The 21,046-nt window shown below is 50.3% G+C and carries 14 protein-coding genes; 8 read left to right on the top strand and 6 right to left on the bottom strand.

Annotated elements, in window-relative coordinates:
• Positions 1–41: 41 nt before the first annotated feature.
• The 3 genes from gcvH (at position 42) to H9Q13_RS05080 (ending at position 3,750) form a co-directional block, all read left to right on the top strand.
• The gene (gcvH, locus tag H9Q13_RS05090; protein ID WP_191182705.1) at positions 42–422 is read left to right on the top strand and encodes a glycine cleavage system protein GcvH; all 381 of its coding nucleotides are present in this window, start codon (positions 42–44) and stop codon (positions 420–422) included.
• A gap of 20 nt (positions 423–442) precedes the next feature.
• On the top strand, positions 443–817 hold the full coding sequence (locus tag H9Q13_RS05085; protein WP_224744093.1) for a VanZ family protein: 375 nt from the start codon (positions 443–445) through the stop codon (positions 815–817).
• Positions 818–1,101: 284 nt separating this feature from the next.
• Positions 1,102–3,750: a S8 family serine peptidase gene (locus tag H9Q13_RS05080; RefSeq protein WP_191182704.1), complete on the top strand. Its 2,649-nt coding sequence runs from the start codon at positions 1,102–1,104 to the stop codon at positions 3,748–3,750.
• A 100-nt stretch (positions 3,751–3,850) separates the two neighbouring features.
• Here the strand turns inward: H9Q13_RS05080 and H9Q13_RS05075 are convergent, their stop codons facing one another.
• The 6 genes from H9Q13_RS05075 to H9Q13_RS05050 form a co-directional block, all read right to left on the bottom strand.
• Positions 3,851–4,645 (bottom strand): M57 family metalloprotease, encoded by a 795-nt coding sequence (locus H9Q13_RS05075; protein WP_191182703.1) that lies wholly within the window; start codon positions 4,643–4,645, stop codon positions 3,851–3,853.
• A 287-nt stretch (positions 4,646–4,932) separates the two neighbouring features.
• Positions 4,933–5,691, bottom strand: coding sequence for a M57 family metalloprotease (locus H9Q13_RS05070; RefSeq protein WP_224744092.1), 759 nt, complete (start codon positions 5,689–5,691; stop codon positions 4,933–4,935).
• Positions 5,692–6,093: 402 nt separating this feature from the next.
• The gene (locus H9Q13_RS05065; protein WP_191182701.1) at positions 6,094–6,975 is read right to left on the bottom strand and encodes a YicC/YloC family endoribonuclease; all 882 of its coding nucleotides are present in this window, start codon (positions 6,973–6,975) and stop codon (positions 6,094–6,096) included.
• Positions 6,976–7,181: 206 nt separating this feature from the next.
• The gene (locus H9Q13_RS05060; RefSeq protein ID WP_191182700.1) at positions 7,182–8,333 is read right to left on the bottom strand and encodes a serine hydrolase domain-containing protein; all 1,152 of its coding nucleotides are present in this window, start codon (positions 8,331–8,333) and stop codon (positions 7,182–7,184) included.
• An 8-nt stretch (positions 8,334–8,341) separates the two neighbouring features.
• Complete coding sequence (locus H9Q13_RS05055) at positions 8,342–11,530, bottom strand: TolB-like translocation protein (protein ID WP_191182699.1); 3,189 nt, start codon at positions 11,528–11,530, stop codon at positions 8,342–8,344.
• Between the two features lie 4 nt (positions 11,531–11,534).
• On the bottom strand, positions 11,535–12,623 hold the full coding sequence (locus H9Q13_RS05050) for an NAD(P)/FAD-dependent oxidoreductase (RefSeq protein WP_191182698.1): 1,089 nt from the start codon (positions 12,621–12,623) through the stop codon (positions 11,535–11,537).
• Positions 12,624–12,704: 81 nt separating this feature from the next.
• Between H9Q13_RS05050 and H9Q13_RS05045 the strand changes: the two genes are divergently transcribed.
• The 5 genes from H9Q13_RS05045 (at position 12,705) to H9Q13_RS05025 (ending at position 20,598) form a co-directional block, all read left to right on the top strand.
• Positions 12,705–13,343 (top strand): MBL fold metallo-hydrolase, encoded by a 639-nt coding sequence (locus H9Q13_RS05045; RefSeq protein WP_191183323.1) that lies wholly within the window; start codon positions 12,705–12,707, stop codon positions 13,341–13,343.
• Between the two features lie 9 nt (positions 13,344–13,352).
• Complete coding sequence (locus H9Q13_RS05040; RefSeq protein WP_191182697.1) at positions 13,353–14,057, top strand: CDP-alcohol phosphatidyltransferase family protein; 705 nt, start codon at positions 13,353–13,355, stop codon at positions 14,055–14,057.
• Positions 14,058–14,224: 167 nt separating this feature from the next.
• On the top strand, positions 14,225–18,121 hold the full coding sequence (gene porU, locus H9Q13_RS05035; protein ID WP_191182696.1) for a type IX secretion system sortase PorU: 3,897 nt from the start codon (positions 14,225–14,227) through the stop codon (positions 18,119–18,121).
• A gap of 49 nt (positions 18,122–18,170) precedes the next feature.
• On the top strand, positions 18,171–19,295 hold the full coding sequence (gene porV, locus H9Q13_RS05030; RefSeq protein WP_191182695.1) for a type IX secretion system outer membrane channel protein PorV: 1,125 nt from the start codon (positions 18,171–18,173) through the stop codon (positions 19,293–19,295).
• Positions 19,296–19,317: 22 nt separating this feature from the next.
• Positions 19,318–20,598, top strand: coding sequence for a M16 family metallopeptidase (locus tag H9Q13_RS05025; protein ID WP_191182694.1), 1,281 nt, complete (start codon positions 19,318–19,320; stop codon positions 20,596–20,598).
• The last annotated feature ends 448 nt before the right edge of the window (positions 20,599–21,046 follow it).

Raw genomic sequence — 21,046 nt, 5'->3', positions numbered from 1 at the left:
AAAACACTGTATTTTTGGACTTCATTAAAAACAAGCGAAAAATGAATCTACCTGAGAACCTAAAGTATACAAAAGACCACGAGTGGGTACGCGTGGAAGGCGATGTAGCCTATGTAGGAATCACTGATTTCGCACAGAGCGAGCTGGGCGATATCGTGTATGTGGACATCGACACGGTGGACAAGCAGATTGGCCAGAATGAGGTGTTCGGCACTGTGGAAGCGGTGAAAACGGTTTCTGACCTGTTCAGTCCACTGAGCGGCACCGTGCAGGAATTTAACGACAAGCTGGACGGCAGCCCGGAACTGGTAAACTCTGATCCTTACGGCGACGGCTGGATCATCAAAATGTCTATCGACGACCAGAGCGAAGTAGAAAGCCTTCTTTCTGCTGAAGCTTACCGCGAACTGATCGGTCAGTAAATTTCCTTACAGAAGCAGGTTTGATATTAAGGTATAACTTCTTTACCCTATTGTGGGCAGCAGTGATCATGGTTACGACGCTGCTGCCCTCCTCTTCTATGCCGTCGCTCTCCATTTGGGAGCTCTTCTCTTTCGACTCTTTTGCCCACGCCTTTCTGTTTGCCGTGCTCACCTACCTCATGATCGTGGGCCTTAAAAAACAGTATACCTTTCCCCGGGTCAAGCACTTCGCCATCCGCACCTCCCTTGTTGTCAGCACGCTGTTTGGAGTTTCAATAGAGTTGATGCAGCATTTCTTCATCCTGGGCCGCCAGGGCGACATCATCGATGTGCTCAGCAATACCATTGGTTGCCTCATCGGTATTCTGCTTTTCAAGTGGATCTATCAGCAATAAATATCAGTTCGGTCAGCCATATTCATTCCCATATACCCCGCTTTTCTATACCGGGTGCTTCCCCAATTTAATGCCCGGTAGCAGATTCCAATTTGGCAATTGAGAGGTATAACCCTCCCTTCAGCTGGTGTTTAAATTAGAGCGGCACGGATTTACCTTATCCGTCTGAATTCCAGCGAACAAGCCTCCTATCCTGCTTGCCAATGTGCTGGCTATTGTTTAGCTTTAGTGCGTCTCTGTCCAGGTTATCGGATGAGATTTACCCTTTATTTTAGCGTTATTGTATGCCGCCACTCTACAAACTTAAACATACGCATTGGGTACCTGCGCTTTGGCTTCTGGCGCTGTTACTCCCACTTGGAATTCAGGCACAGCAGACCGAAAATCCTGTGTTCCAGAAAGAGCTTGACCAAAAACTGGCCCCAACCCTGCGCCATGCCGCAGCAGGCAGTTCCCTTGCCAGCTACAGTGTGCAGGTAAAAGACACAGCTGACTTCCGTGCCTGGCTTCAAAATAAGCAATGGAAAGCACAGCTTACAGAGGTGGCCGGCTATCGCAATATCATGGTGGTGTCAGGTATAAGCCGTTCACAACTCCTGCTGCTCCTTTCTTCGCCTTCCGTTATTTACGTGGACAGAGCCAGCCGTCAAGCACAGGAAGAGCTGGAGCTGAAAGACGCAGACTTTGTCGCTAACAACATTTATGCAGCGCAGGCACGGTTTCCGGACCTTACCGGCGAAGGGATGACGGTGTCAGTCAAGGAAAACCCGTTTAACCCACAGGACCCGGACCTGCAGGGGCGCGTGCTGGGAGCAGTAGGCAATGAGCACAGCGTGCATGCCACCACCATGGCTACCCTGATTGCCGGCGCAGGCAACACGGGCCCCGCCGGCAAGGGCGTTACCTGGAAAAGTATGCTGGCGCATTCCGATTTTGCAGACCTATACCCCGATGATAGCGAATTGCTCCTGAGCCAAGGTATAAGCGTGCAAAACCACTCGTATGGCGTGGGCGTGGAAAATTATTACGGACTAGAGTCGCAGGCGTACGATCGGCAAGCTTTTCAGAACCCGCAATTGCTGCATGTTTTCTCATCCGGCAACAGTGGCGACAAGTCCGACACAACCGGCACGTATGCCAACCTCCCAGGTATAGCCAACCTCACCGGCCAGTTCAAGACATCCAAAAACACGATAAGCGTGGGCGCCTTGGAGCCCAACGGGCAGGTAGGCATACGCAGCTCCAGGGGGCCGGCCTACGATGGGCGCATCAAGCCGGAGTTGGTTGCACACGGTGTGGGCGGCACGTCTGAGGCTGCAGCCGTAGTGTCAGGTATAGCCCTGCTGGTGCAACAGGCTTACAAAGAAAAACATGGCAACCTGCCGCCCGCCTCGCTTGTGAAAGCCGCCCTGATCAATAGCGCAGAAGACACTGGCAGGCCCGGGCCTGACTTTGAATCCGGTTTTGGAAATGCAGACGCACTGGGCGCAATCAGGATTGTTGAAAATAACCATTTTGTTTTAGGCGCAGTGGCGCAAGGCGAGACAAAAACATACCAGCTGACTATACCTGCCGGCACGCACTTAGTCAAGGCCACCATTGCTTGGCACGATCCGGAGGCCGAGCCCAATGCGGAGAAGGCCCTCCTGCATGACCTCGACCTGACCCTGCGACACAAGGCTACCGGCAAAACGTGGCAGCCTTGGGTTCTCAGCTCACATCCCCATCCTGACTCCTTGCGGCTGCCAGCCAGACGCGGCACAGACAGGCTTAACAACGTCGAGCAGATCACACTCCTCACACCATCGGCAGGTGTCTATACCTTAACGGTATCAGGCCATCAGGTAGCAAAGGGGCCACAGGAGTTTAGCCTGGTCTATGAGTTTGAGCAAGGCATGGAGTGGCTATACCCTGCGGCCGGAAGTTCACTTGTGGCAGGTCAGGCAAACCGCCTCGCCTGGCAGGGTGTCGCCCAAGCTGGTTTGGGCCGCCTGGAGTACCGTTTGTCCGGGAGCGAAGCCTGGCACTTGATTGACCCCAACGTAGCACTGGACGGTCCCGGCTATACCTGGCAAACACCCGATACCATGGCAATAGCACAACTCCGATTGACGGCAGGAAACAAAGTTGCCGTATCAGAGGAATTCGTGGTTGCCCGGCCACTCAGTTTGCAGGTAGGGTTCAACTGCGACGAGCAAGTCATGTTCCAGTGGCCGGCGCTTCCTAATGTGCAGCAGTACCAACTATACTATCTGGGCGACACCCACCTGCAACCCTTGCTCACGACTACAGACACACTGGCCGTGTTTGACAAGCGGGCTTTGCAAAGCGATTTTGTAGCCATAAGCCCCATCGTGCAGGGCTTGAATGCGCAAAACAGTCCGTCTGTTGCTTTAGAAAGTGCTGACGCCGGATGCTACGTTACCAGCTTCCTGGCCCGCCAATTAGTGATGGACACAGTTAAGCTTGACCTTGCGATCGGCACTCTTTACCAGCTTGCATCCATCAGTTTGGAAAGGAAAGGAAAAACGAGCGGCTTCACCACCATCCAGACCCTAAACCCGGTCTCGCAACTCAGCCATGTGCTTACTGACAGCCAACCAGAAAATGGACGTAACATCTACCGGGTCAAGGTAAGCACCACGGACGGGAAAACCTTTTACAGCCAGCAAGAGGAAGTGATCTATGCGAGTGAAAACTTCGTGCAGGTATACCCGAACCCGGTTACAGCGGGGCAGCCATTCTACATAGCAGTAGCAAGTGACTCGGCCCAAATACAACTATATGACCAAATGGGAAGACTTGTGCTCGAAACCACCGAGGCTGGGGTGCTCAAAGAGGTACGCACCAATGGCCTTAAGCGCGGCCTTTACATTGTAAAGGTGAAATCCGAATCAGGCACATACCTGACAGGAAAAGTGCTGGTGCTCTAATTGCAAACTCAACCGATAGCCTTGCCTATACCTAAAACAGCAACGCATCGCTCCTGCCACGACAGAAGCGATGCGTTGCTGTTTACTATACCTATTCTTGCTAGTACAGATAACCCAAAGCTGTTTTGTCGTTGTTATTAAATGGCCGGTTCACGCCATTGGCAATACAGGCCAGCATCCAGGAATTCGCATCCGGACCGGTTGGCGTGCCCGGGATGTGGATAGCGCCCACAGTAGAGGCACCCTCGTTGTAGTAAGAGCCGCCGCAGCTGTAGCTTCTGTCCATGTAGTCGGTGTGGCGGAAACCAATGCAATGGCCGATTTCATGCGCGATGATGGTAGCCAGGTAATTGGTACCCGGGTTAGAGCCCAGGTAGTTTGAGTTGATCTTTACTGAATTATAAGGCTTGCCACCCGATGGAAAGCCGGCAGAAGCCAGGTAATTTGCCGTCCGAGGTGCTTTTGTCAGGCTGATGTCTCCCTTTGAAGAGACCCTTTGAAAGCTGAGTTCCAGCCCCTGGGCATTGTAGCGATTGATAGCCTCGTCCAGCGCCGCCACATAAGAACCCGGTAATTGATTGGAGATACTGATACTTATGGTCCTTGGGGCCGATACCAAATTACTGGTACGATACTGCTCCGATTCGCCTACACGTAGCGCCATCTCTTTGAAAGAAGTGTTCAGATCGGCATTTGACAGGAAAATGTCGCCTTCCACCACATAGCCCCCATCTACTTGCTCTACTTGCTGGGTATTGAAACCAAGCTTGGCAATCTTAGCCAGTGTCATGGGTGAAACCTCATTTTTAGTCGCGATGTCTTCCTCCTGCTGGCAGGAAGTAAAGCTGATGGCAAAAACTGCCAGAGCGAAGAACAGTAAGCGTTTTGTAAACATAGGACTCAGAAAATTAAGTTAGACATGCTACACGTATACGCCGACAGTTCACTATAGGCCAACCCCTGCGCAGGGTTATAGCACTGAATACCTGCACCTTACACAACTCACAACCAGTTACCAGCCAAAACATTACCGATCAACTATATTTTTTTGTTTATAAATGCCTATCGCCATACCACGCCGGCGACAGTCTTGGGTCTGGTATATGACAATAAAAAAAGAAGCCCTTGCAGCGAACTGCAAGGGCTTCTTTTTTCAGTAAATTTCCCTAAAAAATTTAATGACTAGTAGATGTAATTCAGGGCTGTTTTGTCATTGGAGTTAAACGGACGGTTTACGCCAGTACCAATACAGGCCAGCATCCATGAGTTAGGGTCAGCACTTGTCGGTGTACCCGGGATGTGGATAGCACCCACAGTAGAGGCACCCTCGTTGTAGTAAGCACCGCCGCAGCTGTAGCTTCTGTCCATGTAGTCGGTGTGACGGAAACCGATGCAGTGGCCCAGTTCGTGCGCCAGAATAGTGGCCAGGTAGTTCGTGCCAGGGTTAGAACCCAGGTAGTCAGAGTTTACCTTCACACTGTTGTAAGGATTGCCGCCTGAAGGGAAACCAGCAGAGGCCAGGTAAGAAGACCCAGCTGGTGCCTTAGAGAAAAGCACCTCGTAGTTAGAAGACACACGCTGGAACTTGATGAGCAGGTTCTCAGCATTGTAACGGCGGATAGCCTCGTCCAGCGCCGACACATAGGCAGAAGGAAGGCTAGTGGTGATGGCAACGCGTACAGTACGGCTTGAGCCTACGCTCACCAGGTTAGTGGTGCGGTACTGCTCCGCGTCACCTACGCGTAGGGCTTGGGTCTTAGCCGATACATTCAGGTCACTGTCAGAGAGCATGATGTCACCTTCGACCAAGTAGCCTCCGTCAACGCGCTGCACATTATCTGTATTGAAACCTAAGTTGGAGATTTTGGCAAGGGTCATGGCCGAAACCTCATTGGCTGTTACTTCTCCTTCTTCTTTCTGGCAAGAGGAGAAAACGAACATAGCTACAAAAGCTATGAGAGCAAGTAAACGTGTTGTTTTCATTAATAATAATTTTAAGTTAAACATGCTGAAATATATAACAAAACTATATTACACGCAACACACTTACTTTGCTAAAAATCAATGTTTTAACTACATAAATTCATCTCTTTAAAAGTTCTGTTCAATAAAAACATTAAATGTAACTTATATAAGAATTTTGACATGTTTAAGAAACTCAGTTGCAAAAACGGGCAAAAAATTTCTCTGAAAAATTTTTAATTTTTTTTCAAGTTTTGTCTTCCCGCACATCAGTGTTTAAACAAAATTCACCACACTGACTATCAGCTACTTATATACAGACAAAAAATGCCTGCCGCTCTTTTGGAACGGCAGGCATTTCACAATTCAGATTTCAGTATACTAGAGTATATTGTTGATCTGTTCTTTGATCTTCTCCAGTTCTTCCTTCATTTCCACCACATGATGCTGTATGGTAGCGTCATTCGCCTTCGAGCCGATCGTATTGATCTCACGCCCTATCTCCTGAGATATAAAGCCAAGCTTCTTCCCTGTCGGCTCTGGCAGGTATACCGTTTCGGTGAAGTAATGCAGGTGGTTGATCAGGCGAACCTTTTCTTCAGCTATATCGAGTTTCTCCATATAATAGATCATCTCCTGCTCATAACGGTTCTGATCGTAATGCTCCGAGCTTGACACTTCGATGATATGGTTTTTGATACGGTTGCGGATAAGCTCCATACGCACCGGGTCATGCTTCTCCACCTCAGCCAAAAGAATACGGATGCGGTCGATATAAGACATGATTTCGGCTGTGAGGGCTTTACCTTCGTCGGCACGGAAAGAATTGATGTTGTCGAGTGCCTGCTGTACCAGTGGTTGTACCACCTCCCAGTCGGCTTCTCCGGACTCTTCGTCGCCCTGATCCTGCTGCAGCACGTCCGGCATGTGCAAGGCCAGGCGGAAAAGGTCGTTCTTAGCCCCTCCCACTAAATCGGCTGCCTCATTCAGCTCCTCATAGTAAGCCTTCAGCAGCTCCTTATTAATATTGCTCTTAGCTTTTTGGGTTTTATTTCTCGAGTAGTCTACACAGATGCTTACCTTGCCACGAACAAGTGCCTTGGTGAGCATGGTTCGGATCTCATACTCCCGCTCCGACAGAAAGCGCGGCAGGCGCACGCTAAGGTCCATCCCTTTAGAGTTGAGCGATCGTATTTCGACGTTAATAGAATACTGGTCAGTATCGAGGCGGGCACTGCCGTAGCCTGTCATGGACTGCAACATAAGCACTTGTATGTATGGTGTTCCTGCAAATTAGGTATAATTCCTCACTTATACGCAGCCATGCCTGCAAAAGCTCCCGAAAGATACCTATGCAGCGGGAATGCAAAGTTTATTCAATTTTGAGCTTGAGTCATTTGATTTGAAATGATGGTCTTCCCGGAGTTCAACTGCGACCATCCATGAAAGCACGAACAACAGCATGTACCCTAAGGAACCATTGTATTGACAGCATCGATTATGGCCATGACCTCGCTGGGGTGGTTGTTGATGCGCTCGCCCCTTTTTTTGCCAAGTCGCACTATTACCAGTTCTTTTTCAGGTATAACGATGATGTATTGGCCCAGTATGCCGCGTGCATAGAAGATGAACTGGCCTTTATAGTTAGGGAGCAACCACCATTGGTAACCAGAGTGATCAGTAGTTTCGCCCGTGGTAGCGGATGGCAACCCGCTGGGTGTGAGGGAGGCCCTCACGTAATCCGGTGCCACCAGCGTGTCACTGTTCCAGATGCCTTGGTTGAGGTATAGCTTTCCGATACGGGCGAAGTCCCGTGCGTTAGAGAAAAAGCAGCAGTAAGCTTTCTCATTTCCCCGCAGATGGTCTACACTCCATTCTGCCTTTTGCTCGGCTCCCAAAGGGCGCCACAGCTTTTGTTCTGCGTAATCGGCTAGGTTCATGCCCGTGGCAGCCTCCAGTACAAAGCCCAGCACCTGCGTGTCACCGCTTTTGTATTCGAACTTCTGCCCCGGCTCTTCCACCGCCTCCAGCCTGCCGATCACTTTTTTAAGATTGGAGCCATAGTAAGCCTCTGTGGTCATGGAAAGCGGATTGCTGTAGGACTCGTCCCAGTTCAGCCCGGAGCTCATCCACAGCAAATGCCGTAGTGTGATTTTGGCCTTGGCCCCTTCCCGGAACTCCGGCAGAAAGTCGCCTACAGGCTGGTCCACGCTCCGGATGTCGCCGTCTTTTATGGCTATACCTATCAGTACACTCACGATACTCTTGGCCATCGAAAAAGAATTGCTCAGCGACTCTTCTGAGTAACCATCCCAGTATTGCTCATACAGCAGGGAGTCGTTCTTTACGACCAAAAATGCGACCGATTGAAGATCCTGGTGGAGCTGCTGCAATGCTGCCGGCAGTTCCAGCTGGTTGTATTGCTTTGATTTAGCCCAAGGTATAGGCTTTTCAGACGCTTTGATTTTACGCTGGTGAAAGATGAGATGATCGTCTATGTCAGCGAAGTTGTGGTAAACGGCCTTGTAAACGTAGTTTTTGTCGGCCATATGCAGCCAGGCAGCCAGCAACGCCAAAACAAGCACCGTCCCCAGACCGAAGCGTTTTGTTTTCCGGTTCATTTATTTGTTTAGAAGTCGTAGCCTAATGTTATGTAGAACTTAGGCCCTCTGCGCGCATCGTCCTCCTCGCTCCAGGCCAGATCGACCTTGCCGTATACCCCAAACAGGGTGGTGCGGGCACCAAAGCCATAGCCCAGCAGGAAAGGATTACGATAGTTAATCACGGTGATCTCAAACGGACTGGTAGAAGTCTGGTCGATACGTCCACCGATCACGCGCGTGTTAATGGAGTTGTTGCCCGTGAAAGGGTTAGAACCGTTGTAGGCCGACCCGGCATCTGCGAAGGCTGTAAACTGCAGGTTACGGAAGAAACCCGACGGTATTGGCGCATTGTACAGGTACTGCACGATGGGCACACGCAGCTCCACGTTAGCCAGCAGGTGCTTGGACCCACGACGCGTATTGAAGTTAAAGCCCCGCAAAGGAGTCACATAATCCAAGTAAAAAAGGTCAGCAGGGGCGCGAATGGTCACCGCATTGCGGTCAGTCGGGTCATCTTCAGAGGCGAAGAGCCAGTTATCCATACCCCCGATGAGAAAGTTTTTGGGAGCATTGCCAAAGAAAGCGCCATACCCTAAACGGGCAGCCAGAATGATCTGCCGATGCACTTTCTGATAATGGCGCAGGTCAACATAAAACTTATTGAAGTTACCCGCGCCACTGCCAAAGCTTTTCAGGGTGAGCAAACCCGCTTTCATGCGAGTGCCCTCCAGCATATTCACGCCACGCACCACAGAGTTGTCAAACACGATCTCTACGTTGCCCCCGCCAAAATTCGTCACACTATCAGGCGTAACGAAGCTGTTTACATACGTAAATCTTGTGTTGACAAACTTAGGCTGCATCCGGATGCTGGTGCTGTAGCTAAGCGGGTATACCAATGTAGGCGAAAACTCATGCTTCCCGAAACGCACGACCGAACCGGGCACCTCAGGCACTTCCCCCACTATCACGTCGCGGCGGTACTGCATGCCTATGTCGAAACGATTCTTCAGGTTCATGTACTCAGCAAACATACGACTCGTCTCCAGATCGGTGCGCAGGAAGGCGCTCCCCCGTATGTGGTGATTCTCAAACAGGTCGCTCATATTCACACCGGCCACTATCCCGAAGCCCAATTGCGGATCGGAGTACACCGATGTAATGAGTTCCTGCATACTGAAGCGCAAATCATATCCCACGGGGCCGGCAATGGGCACGCCACCTGCTGTGGTGCGGGCACGCTGGGCCGGCACCTTGGTATCAGCCTGTTGCTGCTCTTGCTGGTCACTCTCAAACTGGTAGTTCTCTATGTCCACCTCGCCTTGCCGCTGCGTCTTTTTCCGGGCCGCCCCTTCTATCAGATTTCGGCTGGAGGCGGAAGTTGTTACAGGTGTGCGGGAGCGTGCCTCCAGTATAATCTGCCGTGAGGTCTTAGGAAGCGAGTCTGGCACTGATGAGGTATACGCCGGGAGCAAGTACACAAAGCTGCGCGCACCATCATCTGCCGTTAGCGCCAGGGTGTTGGAGGCTCCTTTGTAGTCATAGTTTTCAATATCCTGGATGAAGTTGGTGATGGGGCGTCTGGTACCCGATGCCACATCATAATGGTATAGGCTCCTAACCCCGGTCTCTTCGCTCAGGTATACCAGGTTACCATCTGCTGTAGCCCTTGGGCGCGTCTCGCTCGCAATTGAAAAAGTGATCTGTCGGGCATTGGCACCGCTGCCATCACGCGGCAGCAGGAAGATGTCATAGTTGTTCACAACGCTGGAGAAGGTGCCTGAGGCCGCCTCGCCAGTCGTTTCTACAAAACGGTTAGAACTGAAGGCAATGATACCGCTTCCTTTCAGGAAAACAGGGCTTGTATCGTCGTAAATATCGTTGGTGAGCTGTTGCTGTACCCGGCCTCCACTCGAGAGCAGGTATAGGTCGGTCTGTCCGTTTTGCACCGCGCTCATTACAATCGCATTACCGTCTTCCGAATAGCTCATGGCGAGTACCTGCGAGAATTGGCTAAGCGTAACGGCTGCTGTCCTGATGTCGTCGAAGAACGGAATGCGGGAACGTCGCCGGCTTGCGTCGATCTGGCGCAAGGTCATCTCGCCGCGCCGTGCCTCCACAAAGCCCAGTTGCGTGTTGGTACGCCATGCCAGCACCGGCAGCTTGTAGTCTACACGCTGATCCACGGTTCTGTAGCCACTTTTCCAGACTACGCGGCTTCGGTTGCTGCCCACCTCCTTCACCACAATCTGATAGTTGCCATTCTCATTCTCGGCATAAGCCAACAAGGTGCCGGCTGGGTTGAGCACGGGCTCGGTATACTGAATTCCCTTTTTATTCTTCGTAAAAAGCTTTCGCTCGGCAGGCAGGTTTACCAAAGGGTTTTCGGCACGGGTGTTTATCTGGGTGTAGTAGTTGTGGCAATCCTGCAGAAACCGTTTGTATGGGATGTTAAGGCTGCTCGTGATGCCAACCTCGGTGTCGCGGGTTATGCGGGTCAGGTTGAGGATGTTCTGAATGGAGGTATAGCCATAGCGCTCGGCAATGTAATTCCAGATGGCCTGCCCTCCAAGCTCCTGGTTTCGGGCCAGCAGGTCTTCCATGCGCGGCTGGTTGTTTACTAGCAGCATATCGCGCATGTAATTGTCCATCCGCATGCTCCAGCCCTCTGCCGTGTAGGCCGCCACGCCGCTGACAAACCAGTCGGGCAGGCGCAGCAGGTAACTGCTTTGCAGGGCCTCCTTCAGACTACCACCATACATCATGTCGTTGAGCAGCAGCTCGGTGAGCTGGTAACTGAGGTCGCGCTTGAAACTGGTTTGGGTGCCGTCGAAGGCCAGTTCCAGTTTGTTTTTCAGGAAGAGGGTTTCGCCGCCAGTCTGAAACTGGTCGCGCTGCATACCGATGTTGCTTTGCTTGAGATCGGTAACTGAGTTGTAGACAATAAGCGTGATTTTGGAGTAGGGATAGTACCCGATGAAACTGGTGATGCGCTTCAGTTCACGCTCGGCATACTCGGCAGCGTTTTTGGCGGCCGCGTCGCCGCCTTCATAAAAGTAAATGTTGAAGTTCTGTGTGCTGTACAGCTTCCAGTCGAAGTCCTTGTATTGTATCCGGCTTCTGCCAAAAGTCTGCACGTTGGGCTGGGCGTAAGCCGTCTCGCGTGCCAGGGCGCTGAGCAGCAACAGCAACAATAACCTTATAGTAAAACGCATGCGCTTAGAGTTCGTGGTTCTGGTGTTTTAAGTAGTCGTAATATAACGAATAATATCTTGAAATCTGTACATCCGGCAGCACCTCCCCCTTGCCCATCAACGCATTGCCAAACATATCAGCCAGGTATGGCGCCATCAGCACTCCTTTGGAGCCCATCCCGTTGAAGACACTCAGCTGGGCATGCTCCGGGTGCCGCCCCATGAGCGGACGACGGTCGCGGACAGCAGGTCGAATGCCGGCCCAATGCTTCTTTACGTGATACGGCTGGGAAGTGATCTGCTCAAATCGTTCCGTCAGTTCTGCTTTCCCTTCGGGGGTAGGCAACTCGTCGGCCTGGCGCCAATTGTAGGTTGCGCCAATTTTGAAGCGGCCCTCACCTACCGGAACAACGTAAACGGCTTTATTATAGATACATTCCGGGTTAAAATCCTGTGTCTCCACCTCCAGCACCTCCCCTTTGGTAGGCTGCAACGGCAACCACCTGAAATAGGGATTATGCACGACCTGCCACCCCTCGCAGAAAACCAGGTGGCCGGCCCTGATGTTTTTGTAGGATACCCCCTGTTCTGTCAACTGCAGTTGCGACACGTCAAATCGCTCTGGCAAAAGAAGCCCCGCCTCCAACAGTTCGTTGGTGAGTAGGTCCAGGGTATCGGCCACGAGCAGGTAGCCCCCCTGTCTGATCATGATGCCGCCAAACCGGTCCTGTACCGATTCCACTCCTGTGCTCTGGGTATGGGTAGCCCCAATGTAAGCACTCCAGTTGTCACCGGCGCTCTTAGCCATCCAATTGTTCTGCTCCTCTATGGTAGAGAATATCTTGTAGATCGGCTTATGGTGAAAAAGCTTTTTCTGGAAACGGTCCTCCAGCTCATCATAGAAGCTATCGGCAAAGGGTAGCAGCGTATCCACTAGCCAGGACTTTGCAAAACGCTTACCAGCCACCGGGTTGATGAGGCCAGCTGCCACACGGGAGGCGGAATTTGCTCGGGGCTCGTCGATCACCAGCACCTGCTGGCCTTGTTTGCGTAAGGTATAGGCAAGTATGGCGCCTGCAATGCCGTGCCCCACTACGATGTAATCATAATTCATACAGGCAATTTACGACTTACGCCTGAAGTTCGTAACTTAGAAGCCGAAATTGTGGCGCCTTACCCTGTGAACGAAAACACCATGAACGTTACCTGTCTTACATTTAACCCTTTCCAGGAAAACACTTACCTGCTGCACGACGACACCAAAGAGTGCGTGGTAGTGGACCCTGGCTGCTATGACCAGGCCGAACAGCAAGAGCTGAAGCGCTACATCGAGAAAAACAGCCTGAAAGTGATGCGCCTGCTCAACACCCACTGCCACATCGACCACGTACTGGGCAACAAATTTGTGGCCGATACCTATGGTGTGGAGCTCGAGATACACGAAGCCGATTTGCAGACCCTGCGGTCGGTGCCGGTATACGCCTCAAACTATGGCTTCCCGATGTATAGCGGCATGGAGGCCTCGGCCAACTACCTGAAAGAAGGCGATACCGTTAAATTCGGCAACACCGAGCTACAGGTACGCTTTACTCCGGGCCATGCACCGGGCCATGTGGTATTTTACAGCGAACCAGACAAGGTATGCATTGGGGGCGATGTGCTTTTCAAAGGCAGCATCGGCCGTACTGACCTGCCCGGCGGCGACTTCGACACCCTTATCAACAGTATCAGAACCAAGCTTTTCACGCTGCCAGACGAAACGGTGGTATACCCGGGACACGGACCCGAAACCACCATCCGTTATGAGAAGCAGTATAACCCTTTCCTGCGCTAAGCCAACCGGATGAAAAAACACATACCTAACGCCATCACATGCCTCAACCTATTCTGCGGTTGCCTGGCGTTGTATTTCGCTTTCAACTTCCGATTGGAGTATGCGGCCTATCTGATAGGTATAGCGGCTATCTTCGATTTTCTGGACGGTATGCTGGCCCGCGTGCTCCAGGCCTACTCTGAGATTGGAAAACAGCTGGACTCGCTGGCCGATATGGTTTCTTTTGGGGCCGTGCCAGGGGCGATCATGTTTGCCATGCTCTCGCAGGCTGAAGCCTCCGTGCTGGGTATACCTGCCGACATCCTCCCGTTCGCTGGTTTTCTACTCACGATTTTCTCAGCCTTGCGACTGGCCAAATTCAACATCGACACACGGCAGGCGGAGTCGTTTATAGGCGTCCCGACACCGGCCTGCTCTATGTTCATCGGCTCACTGCCCCTTATCCTGGCTACATCGGGCAATTTGTACGACAATATCATCCTGAATCCCTATTTCCTCCTGGCGGTTACGGCAATATTTTCATACCTGCTGGTGGCCGAACTGCCCTTGTTTGCGCTCAAATTCAAGAACCTGACCTGGAAGGACAATGCCACCCGCTTTATCTTCCTCGGGATTTCGGTTATACTACTGGCTCTTGTCAAATTTGCCGCTATACCGCTCATCATCGTGCTGTACATCTTATTGTCCATCGTCAAGCGAACTTCTATTTCCTGAAGTTCGCTACCTGCGCCTACTGGCGGCCCGGTAGACGAAACGCAGGATGTTGATACCCAAGCCCCATGATCGGACTCAGCACTTAATCGCATTTTTATTTAGTTGGAAGGATATTGTTCTGTAAATTTATACAGCACTTTATCCTTTACTTTTATACCTGCCTGTCTATGCGGTTTTCTCTGCTCCTCTATACCTGCCTGCTATCAGGTTTTGGCTTGCCTGCAGGAAGAGCATGGGCACAAACAGCGGCTGTAACCCTGCAGTGGCAGGGGCATGAAAAAGCGCTTCCCTTACACGGCCTTCCAGACAAGATTCCTGTCTTCTCGGGTGCTGCAGTGGATTATACTGAGCGGCTTCCTTACTTCCGCTTACAATTGCAGGGTACACACATGGGCAGTTTTCAGCTCCGGGATACCCGCTACGAAGCATTCTCGCCGGAGGACCAGCGGCTGTTCCGCAAACAGGACATCGGACAGGAGCCTACCATCCATCTCAACAACGCCACGCAAAACAAGCTGCCGCAGAGCATCGTCACGATTCTGCCCATCCGGCTGAACCCACAGACAGGGCAACTGGAGAAACTCATCAGTTTCTCCTATACCTATACCTCCCATAGCGCCGCTACCCAGAGCACTGAAAACACACAGGCTGGCCTCGCCACGGCTTCTGTGCTGAGCACTGGCAACTGGTACAAAATAGGGGTAACCAATACAGGCATTCATCGCATTGACAAAGCTTTGCTGCAATCACTCGGCATGAACACACAGCAGTTGGACCCACGCACGCTGCAGTTGTTCGGCAATGGCGGCGGAATACTGCCGCAAGCCATCAGCGCTCCTCGTCCGGATGATCTGATCGAGAATGCTATCTGGGTGGCAGGCGAAGCAGATGGTCGTTTCGATGACGGCGATTATGTCTTGTTCTATGCACAAGGTCCGCATACTTGGCAGTATACCGGCGGTACGCAAGGGTTCCAGCACCAGCATAATATCTACTCCGACACAGCTTATTACTTTATAAGAGTAGGTACCGAAAACGGTGTCCGCATGCACGCACGTAGTCAGGCAGGTAGCAGTGGGCAAACCCTTACAAGTTATAATGAGCGGCTATACCATGAGCGTGACCTTCGGAATATGGTCTACTCAGGCCGTGAATGGTATGGCGAAGACTTCAGCATTTTCAATACTTCGCGGGAGGTCAGTTTTCCGGTTTCCGACATTGTGCCGGGCTCGGACATCCGGTTATCTGCTTTCCTGATGGCTAACTCGGCGACAGAGAGTTCCTTTGCTATCAGGCTCAACAACCAATTGCTCGGTACCCAAACTATTAGCGGCCGCGGTACTTACGCCTATCATCCCGAAGGAGTTAATAGCCTGAAAACCTACACCTTGAACCAGCTGGTAGTTGGGCAGCCGACAGAACTAAAGGCCACTTTTAATTTTAATACAGGGGGCAATTCAACAGCGATAGGCTACCTTAACTACCTGGAACTTCATTATGTCCGCCAGCTTAAACTTTACGGCGATCAAACCAGTTTCCGCGCCATTACTAGCCTGGCCACTCCGGTCAGTACTTTCCGCATCGCAGGTGCTCCGCCCACCGCGCAGGTATGGGACGTGACGAATCCGCTGCGTCCTGTGGTGCAGCAAACAGTTGTTGATACCGACATCAGCTTTAGCGCACCCACCGATGTGTTGCGTGAGTTCGTCGTGTTTCGCAACACTGCCGGCTTGAAGCCTGTGCCATTTGGCAAAGTCGCGAACCAGGACCTGCATAGCCATAACCTGGACGGGCGTTTGGATCTGGTCGTGCTCACCCACCCCAATTTTCTTAACGAGGCGAACCGGCTGGCAACGCACCGCCGGCAACACAGCAACCTCAACACCATCGTCATCACGACCAGACAGGTATACAATGAGTTTTCATCCGGTGCACAGGACGTGACCGCTATACGCGACTACATGCGCATGCTTTACAGGCGAAGCGCTAAAAGTGGTGGCGATGTGCTATACCTGCTGCTTTTGGGCGACGCTTCCTACGACTATAAAAACCGCCTGCCCGGCAATACCAATTTTGTCCCGGTTTACCAGTCACGCCAATCCCTGCATCCCATTTCCAGCTATTCCTCTGAAGATTACTATGGCTTTCTGGATGACCATGAGGGTGAGTGGACCGAGAACATATCCGGAGACCAGTTGCTGGACATAGGTATAGGCCGCTTGCCTGTCAAGACACCAATGGAAGCAGCAACAGTCGTGGATAAAATTATAGCCTATGACAGCCCGAACCACTTTGGCAAATGGCGCAGTCAGGTCACGTTTGTAGCTGATGATGGCGATAACAATGAGCACCTGCAGGACGCAGAGTTTCTGGCTAAATATCTAGAGAGAAATCAGCCTAACTACAATCCCAATAAGGTATACCTGGATCTGTATCGGCAAGAGACCGTGCCAAACGGGCAACGCTCCCCGGAAGCTGTTGCCGCTATTGACAAAGCCGTGGAGCAGGGTTCCCTGATTGTAAACTATACCGGGCATGGCAACGAGGTGAGTTGGGCCTGGGAGCAGATTCTCACTACCACACAGATGAACAGTTGGCGCAACAAAGACCGGCTGACCTTTTTGCTGACAGCTACCTGTGAGTTTGGCCGTTACGACAACCCAAACCGCTCTTCTGGTGCCGAGCTATTGCTACTAAGTCCACAAGGTGGTGCTATCGGTATGCTCACAACCACTCGTCCTGTCTTTTCGAGCGATAACCGTATACTTAACCGAAACTTCTTCCGCACAGCCTTTACGCCTGTGAATGGTCGCATGCCCCGTTTAGGCGACTTGGTACAGCTCACCAAAAACAACAGCCTGACAGACAATGTCAGTAGCTCAAGAGGCGTGTACAATCGCAATTTCACCTTGCTAGCAGATCCTTCTCAACAACTTGCCTATCCCAAGCTTCAAACCAGAATTACCCATATCAATGGGCATGCAACGGCCAAAGACACACTGGGCGCACTTGGCAAAGTATCGTTGAAAGGTATAGTAACCAATCTTGCTGGGATTACTGAAAGCGGCTTTAATGGGAACCTGCATGTGACGGTGTATGAAAAAGAACTGATACGCCAGACGTTTGGCGACAAAACCCCCGAATTTGTAGTTGACCCTAAGAGTCCACCGCCCCCAGGCAGTAATCCTGTTCCTGTGAAGCTTCGCGAAAATATTGTATTTGATGGGCAAGCTACGGTAAAGTCCGGTCAGTTTGAGTTGAACTTTGTCGTACCCAAAGACATTGATAACAGGTATGGCGCAGGCAAGATCAGCCTGTATGCCAGCAACAATACACATGATGCCTTGGGAGCTGATACAACCATCGTTATTGGCGGAACAACCCAAGGTATACTGGCTGATAATACCCCTCCGACCATCAGGCTGTTTATGGATGATGAGTCCTTCATATTTGGCGGCAACACCAGCCAACACCCCGTGCTACTGGCCAAACTTTTCGATGAAAACGGGGTTAATACTTCAGGAATCGGGTCGGGCCATGAGATAATTGCCGTGCTGGATGAAGGAACAGCTAACGCGATCGTTTTGAATGATTACTACACCTCAGAACGGGATAACTACCAGTCAGGCCGCATACGCTACCCTTTCAAGGACTTACCGGCTGGTCCTCATTCCCTGAGACTTAAAGCCTGGGATACACACAATAATTCAGCAGAAGAATATTTGGAATTCATTGTATCAAATAATGAAAAATTGGCGTTATCCCACATATTAAATTATCCTAATCCTTTCTCTACCAGCACTACGTTTCATTTTGATCACAACCGTGCTGGCGAGAATTTAGATATCCAGATACAAATATTTACCGTATCAGGAAAATTAGTGAAGACCCTGCACACAACAAGCTATGCGAGTCAATCGCATGTGGCAGGGCTAAGCTGGAATGGGAAAGATGAATTTAACGACACGCTGGCGCGTGGAGTATACGTTTACAGAATCATTGTACGTTCTCAATATGATGGTGCTTCAACAGCTAAAATTGAGAAACTTGTTCTATTGAATTAGTAAAATCCTCTAATATTTCTATATTTGATTTTGCATCAACACCCTTTATATGTATAAGAAAACTTTACTTGTGAAAGCCGCAGCTTTTGTGGCTACATTCTTTTCCGTGTATGTTGCGTCGGCACAGACGAGCACTATCGGGCAGGACTCCCGAACCGTGACAACCGCTGTACCGATCCTCACAGTGGCACCCGATGCCCGCTCCGCCGCCTTAGGCGACGCCGGCGTTGCTTTAAGCCCCGACGCCAATACACCACATTGGAACCCAGCTAAATTGGGTTTTGTGCAAAACGACATGAGCGTAAGCTTTTCTTATTCGCCATGGCTCCGCAATATCGTTGATGATATGTCTCTGAGTTACCTGTCTGGTTACAAAAAACTGACGGAAACTTCAGCCATTTCTGCGTCACTGCTTTACTTTGATCTGGGCGACATCCAGTTTATAGACGCTAATGGCAATGATATCACAGAGTTCTCTCCAAAGGAGTATGCCGTTTCATTGGCTTATGGCCAAGCACTTAGCGAGTACTTCAGCCTAGGTATAGGCGCACGCTTTATACGCTCCAACTTAGCTGGTAACGTGACTATTGGCGGCGGTGCTCAGCCATTTGAATCGAAGCCAGGCAATACAGCCGCAGTGGATGTAGGCGTGTATTACAACCGTGATATAACGCAAACCCTTAACTTGGGTCTGGGTGCTAACATCTCTAACATTGGTGGCAAAATCGCCTATACCAACGGTGATCAGAAAGATTTTCTCCCAACCAACCTAAAACTGGGTACTGCCATCACTTACAATCTGGATCAGTACAATACACTTACTTTTGTGCTTGACGCCAACAAGCTATTGGTTCCTTCTCCTGGTGCAGACAGTACTCAAACTGTATTAAGTGGTATCTTCACTTCGTTCGGCGATGCAGAAGGCGGCTTTAGCGAAGAGCTGAAAGAGATAAACTTTTCAGGAGGTATAGAGTATTGGTATAACAACCTATTTGCTGCCAGAGCAGGTTACTTCTACGAAAACCCAGACAAGGGAAACCGTAAGTACATCTCGGTAGGCCTTGGCCTCCGCTATCAGAAATTTGGTATTGATGCTGCTTACCTAATACCAAGCGAACAAGGCAACCCACTGGCAGAAACAATGCGTTTTAGCATAGCGCTTAACTTAGATTAAAAATACTATCTACAATTTACAAATGCTTGATAGAAACAAAGCACCAGAAATACACGAAATAGAAGCAGTAACACTACAGATCGCAGAAGTTACACACCTAAGCAACGGAGCAAAACTGCATTATATCAAAAGCGAAACCCAGCCTGTGATCAGGCTGGATTTTGTTTTTAAGGCCGGTAAGTGGTACGAGCCTCAAGCGGGTATATCGGACCTGACAGGCAAAATGCTCTTTGAAGGCACGCTAAACTATTCAGCAAAGCAAATCGCTGAAATAGTTGCTTTCTATGGGGCTTCTTTTGAAAACAATCAAGGGTATGATCGTTCAGAGTTTACTTTGTATTGCCTGAGCAAGTATGTACCCGAGCTCCTGCCCTTGGTACTGGATGTTATTCAGAACCCTACTTTCCCGGATGAGGAGTTCAACCTACTCAAGAAGCGAAATCAGCAAAACCTGAAAGTTCAGCGACAGAAGAATAGTTACCTGGCAACACATAGCTTTACCAAACTGGTATATGGCGCTAACCATCCCTATATATTTGGGTTGGATGAAAATGGTTTGGATGGTGTAACAAAGGAAGAGCTTGTTAACTTCTATAAGGCAAGGTTTAGCACAAAAAACCTGGATGTATTTGCCTGTGGAAGCATTGATGATTCCTTGCAACAACTATTAGAGCGCGAAATTGAAATACTGACTCTTGCAGGTGATACCAACGAAGGCCATAAGAAACTGCTTTTGGGCAAGGAGAGCTATGACTTTGTGGATATGCCAGACAGTCTACAGTCGTCCATTAGGGTTGGTAAACAATTTCCAACAATTCACCATGCTGACTACCATAAATTAGTTGTATTAAACGAAATCTTAGGAGGGTATTTCGGTTCAAGGTTGATGCGTAACATACGAGAAGACAAAGGCTATACCTACGGAATTTTCTCCGCCATATCTCCTAAAGAACATGATAGTCTCTTTTACATCGGTACAGATGTAAATTACGAGGTTACAAATAATACAATAGACGAGATTAAGAAAGAGATCAAGATTCTCCAGACAGAAGAGGTACCAGATGACGAACTAAACGTCGTTAAAAACTATATGCTTGGGAAGTTCTTAAATGACATAGCTACCATATTTGAACAATGTGATAGGTATAAACGCATTGTCCTGCAAGATTTGCCTATGGAGCACTACAATAATTATATTACAGCTATAAGAGGAGTGACTTCGAAAGAAATTAAAGAACTTGCACAGCAATACCTCAACATTGAAGAACTGAAAATTGCTGTAGCTGGGAAGAAAAGTAAGTAAAACTATAATTCAAAATGAAAGGGGCTCATAGATGGATGAGCCCCTTTCTTTTTGTTCATATTTTTTTGGTTAAAAACCGGCTAGAATTAACTTCACTTCTGCATACAAAGCCTGACGATTCCGTCCATTGCCTGTTCCGACTGTCGCTCGCCCTATTATATTGCCGCGGCCCGGTTAGGTTTCTTTGCTGTGTTCTAGCCATGCCGCCTGCTTTGGGTCATGCGCCGCCTGGGAGACCCAGCAGATGGCGCACGCTGCCCAGCCCTGTTTGCCGGTTCGGCCGGCTGCCTTGGTGCGGCGGTTAGGCGGCGGTTGGGTTGGGCTTAAACGCGGAACGGCCCCCGTCTCTTGCGAAACGGGGGCCGTCCTGTTGTTGGGGTTGGCGGCCACCTACTCTCCCGGGTGTGACCCCAGTACCATCGGCGCAGCCGGGCTTAACTTCTCTGTT

The sequence above is a fragment of the Pontibacter aquaedesilientis genome (genome assembly GCF_014773225.1).
GTDB lineage: Bacteria > Bacteroidota > Bacteroidia > Cytophagales > Hymenobacteraceae > Pontibacter > Pontibacter aquaedesilientis.
Note: the sequence above shows the minus strand (reverse complement) of the source record. Positions and strands in the feature narration are given on the sequence as shown.

Bases quoted from the DNA above. Each gene is read 5' to 3' on its own strand.
- gcvH (WP_191182705.1), top strand. From the start codon at position 42: ATGAATCTACCTGAGAACCTAAAGTATACAAAAGACCACGAGTGGGTA.
- H9Q13_RS05080 (WP_191182704.1), top strand. From the start codon at position 1,102: ATGCCGCCACTCTACAAACTTAAACATACGCATTGGGTACCTGCGCTT.
- H9Q13_RS05075 (WP_191182703.1), bottom strand. From the start codon at position 4,645: ATGTTTACAAAACGCTTACTGTTCTTCGCTCTGGCAGTTTTTGCCATC.
- H9Q13_RS05070 (WP_224744092.1), bottom strand. From the start codon at position 5,691: ATGTTCGTTTTCTCCTCTTGCCAGAAAGAAGAAGGAGAAGTAACAGCC.
- H9Q13_RS05065 (WP_191182701.1), bottom strand. From the start codon at position 6,975: ATGTTGCAGTCCATGACAGGCTACGGCAGTGCCCGCCTCGATACTGAC.
- H9Q13_RS05060 (WP_191182700.1), bottom strand. From the start codon at position 8,333: ATGAACCGGAAAACAAAACGCTTCGGTCTGGGGACGGTGCTTGTTTTG.
- H9Q13_RS05055 (WP_191182699.1), bottom strand. From the start codon at position 11,530: ATGCGTTTTACTATAAGGTTATTGTTGCTGTTGCTGCTCAGCGCCCTG.
- H9Q13_RS05050 (WP_191182698.1), bottom strand. From the start codon at position 12,623: ATGAATTATGATTACATCGTAGTGGGGCACGGCATTGCAGGCGCCATA.
- H9Q13_RS05045 (WP_191183323.1), top strand. From the start codon at position 12,705: ATGAACGTTACCTGTCTTACATTTAACCCTTTCCAGGAAAACACTTAC.
- H9Q13_RS05040 (WP_191182697.1), top strand. From the start codon at position 13,353: ATGAAAAAACACATACCTAACGCCATCACATGCCTCAACCTATTCTGC.
- porU (WP_191182696.1), top strand. From the start codon at position 14,225: ATGCGGTTTTCTCTGCTCCTCTATACCTGCCTGCTATCAGGTTTTGGC.
- porV (WP_191182695.1), top strand. From the start codon at position 18,171: ATGTATAAGAAAACTTTACTTGTGAAAGCCGCAGCTTTTGTGGCTACA.
- H9Q13_RS05025 (WP_191182694.1), top strand. From the start codon at position 19,318: ATGCTTGATAGAAACAAAGCACCAGAAATACACGAAATAGAAGCAGTA.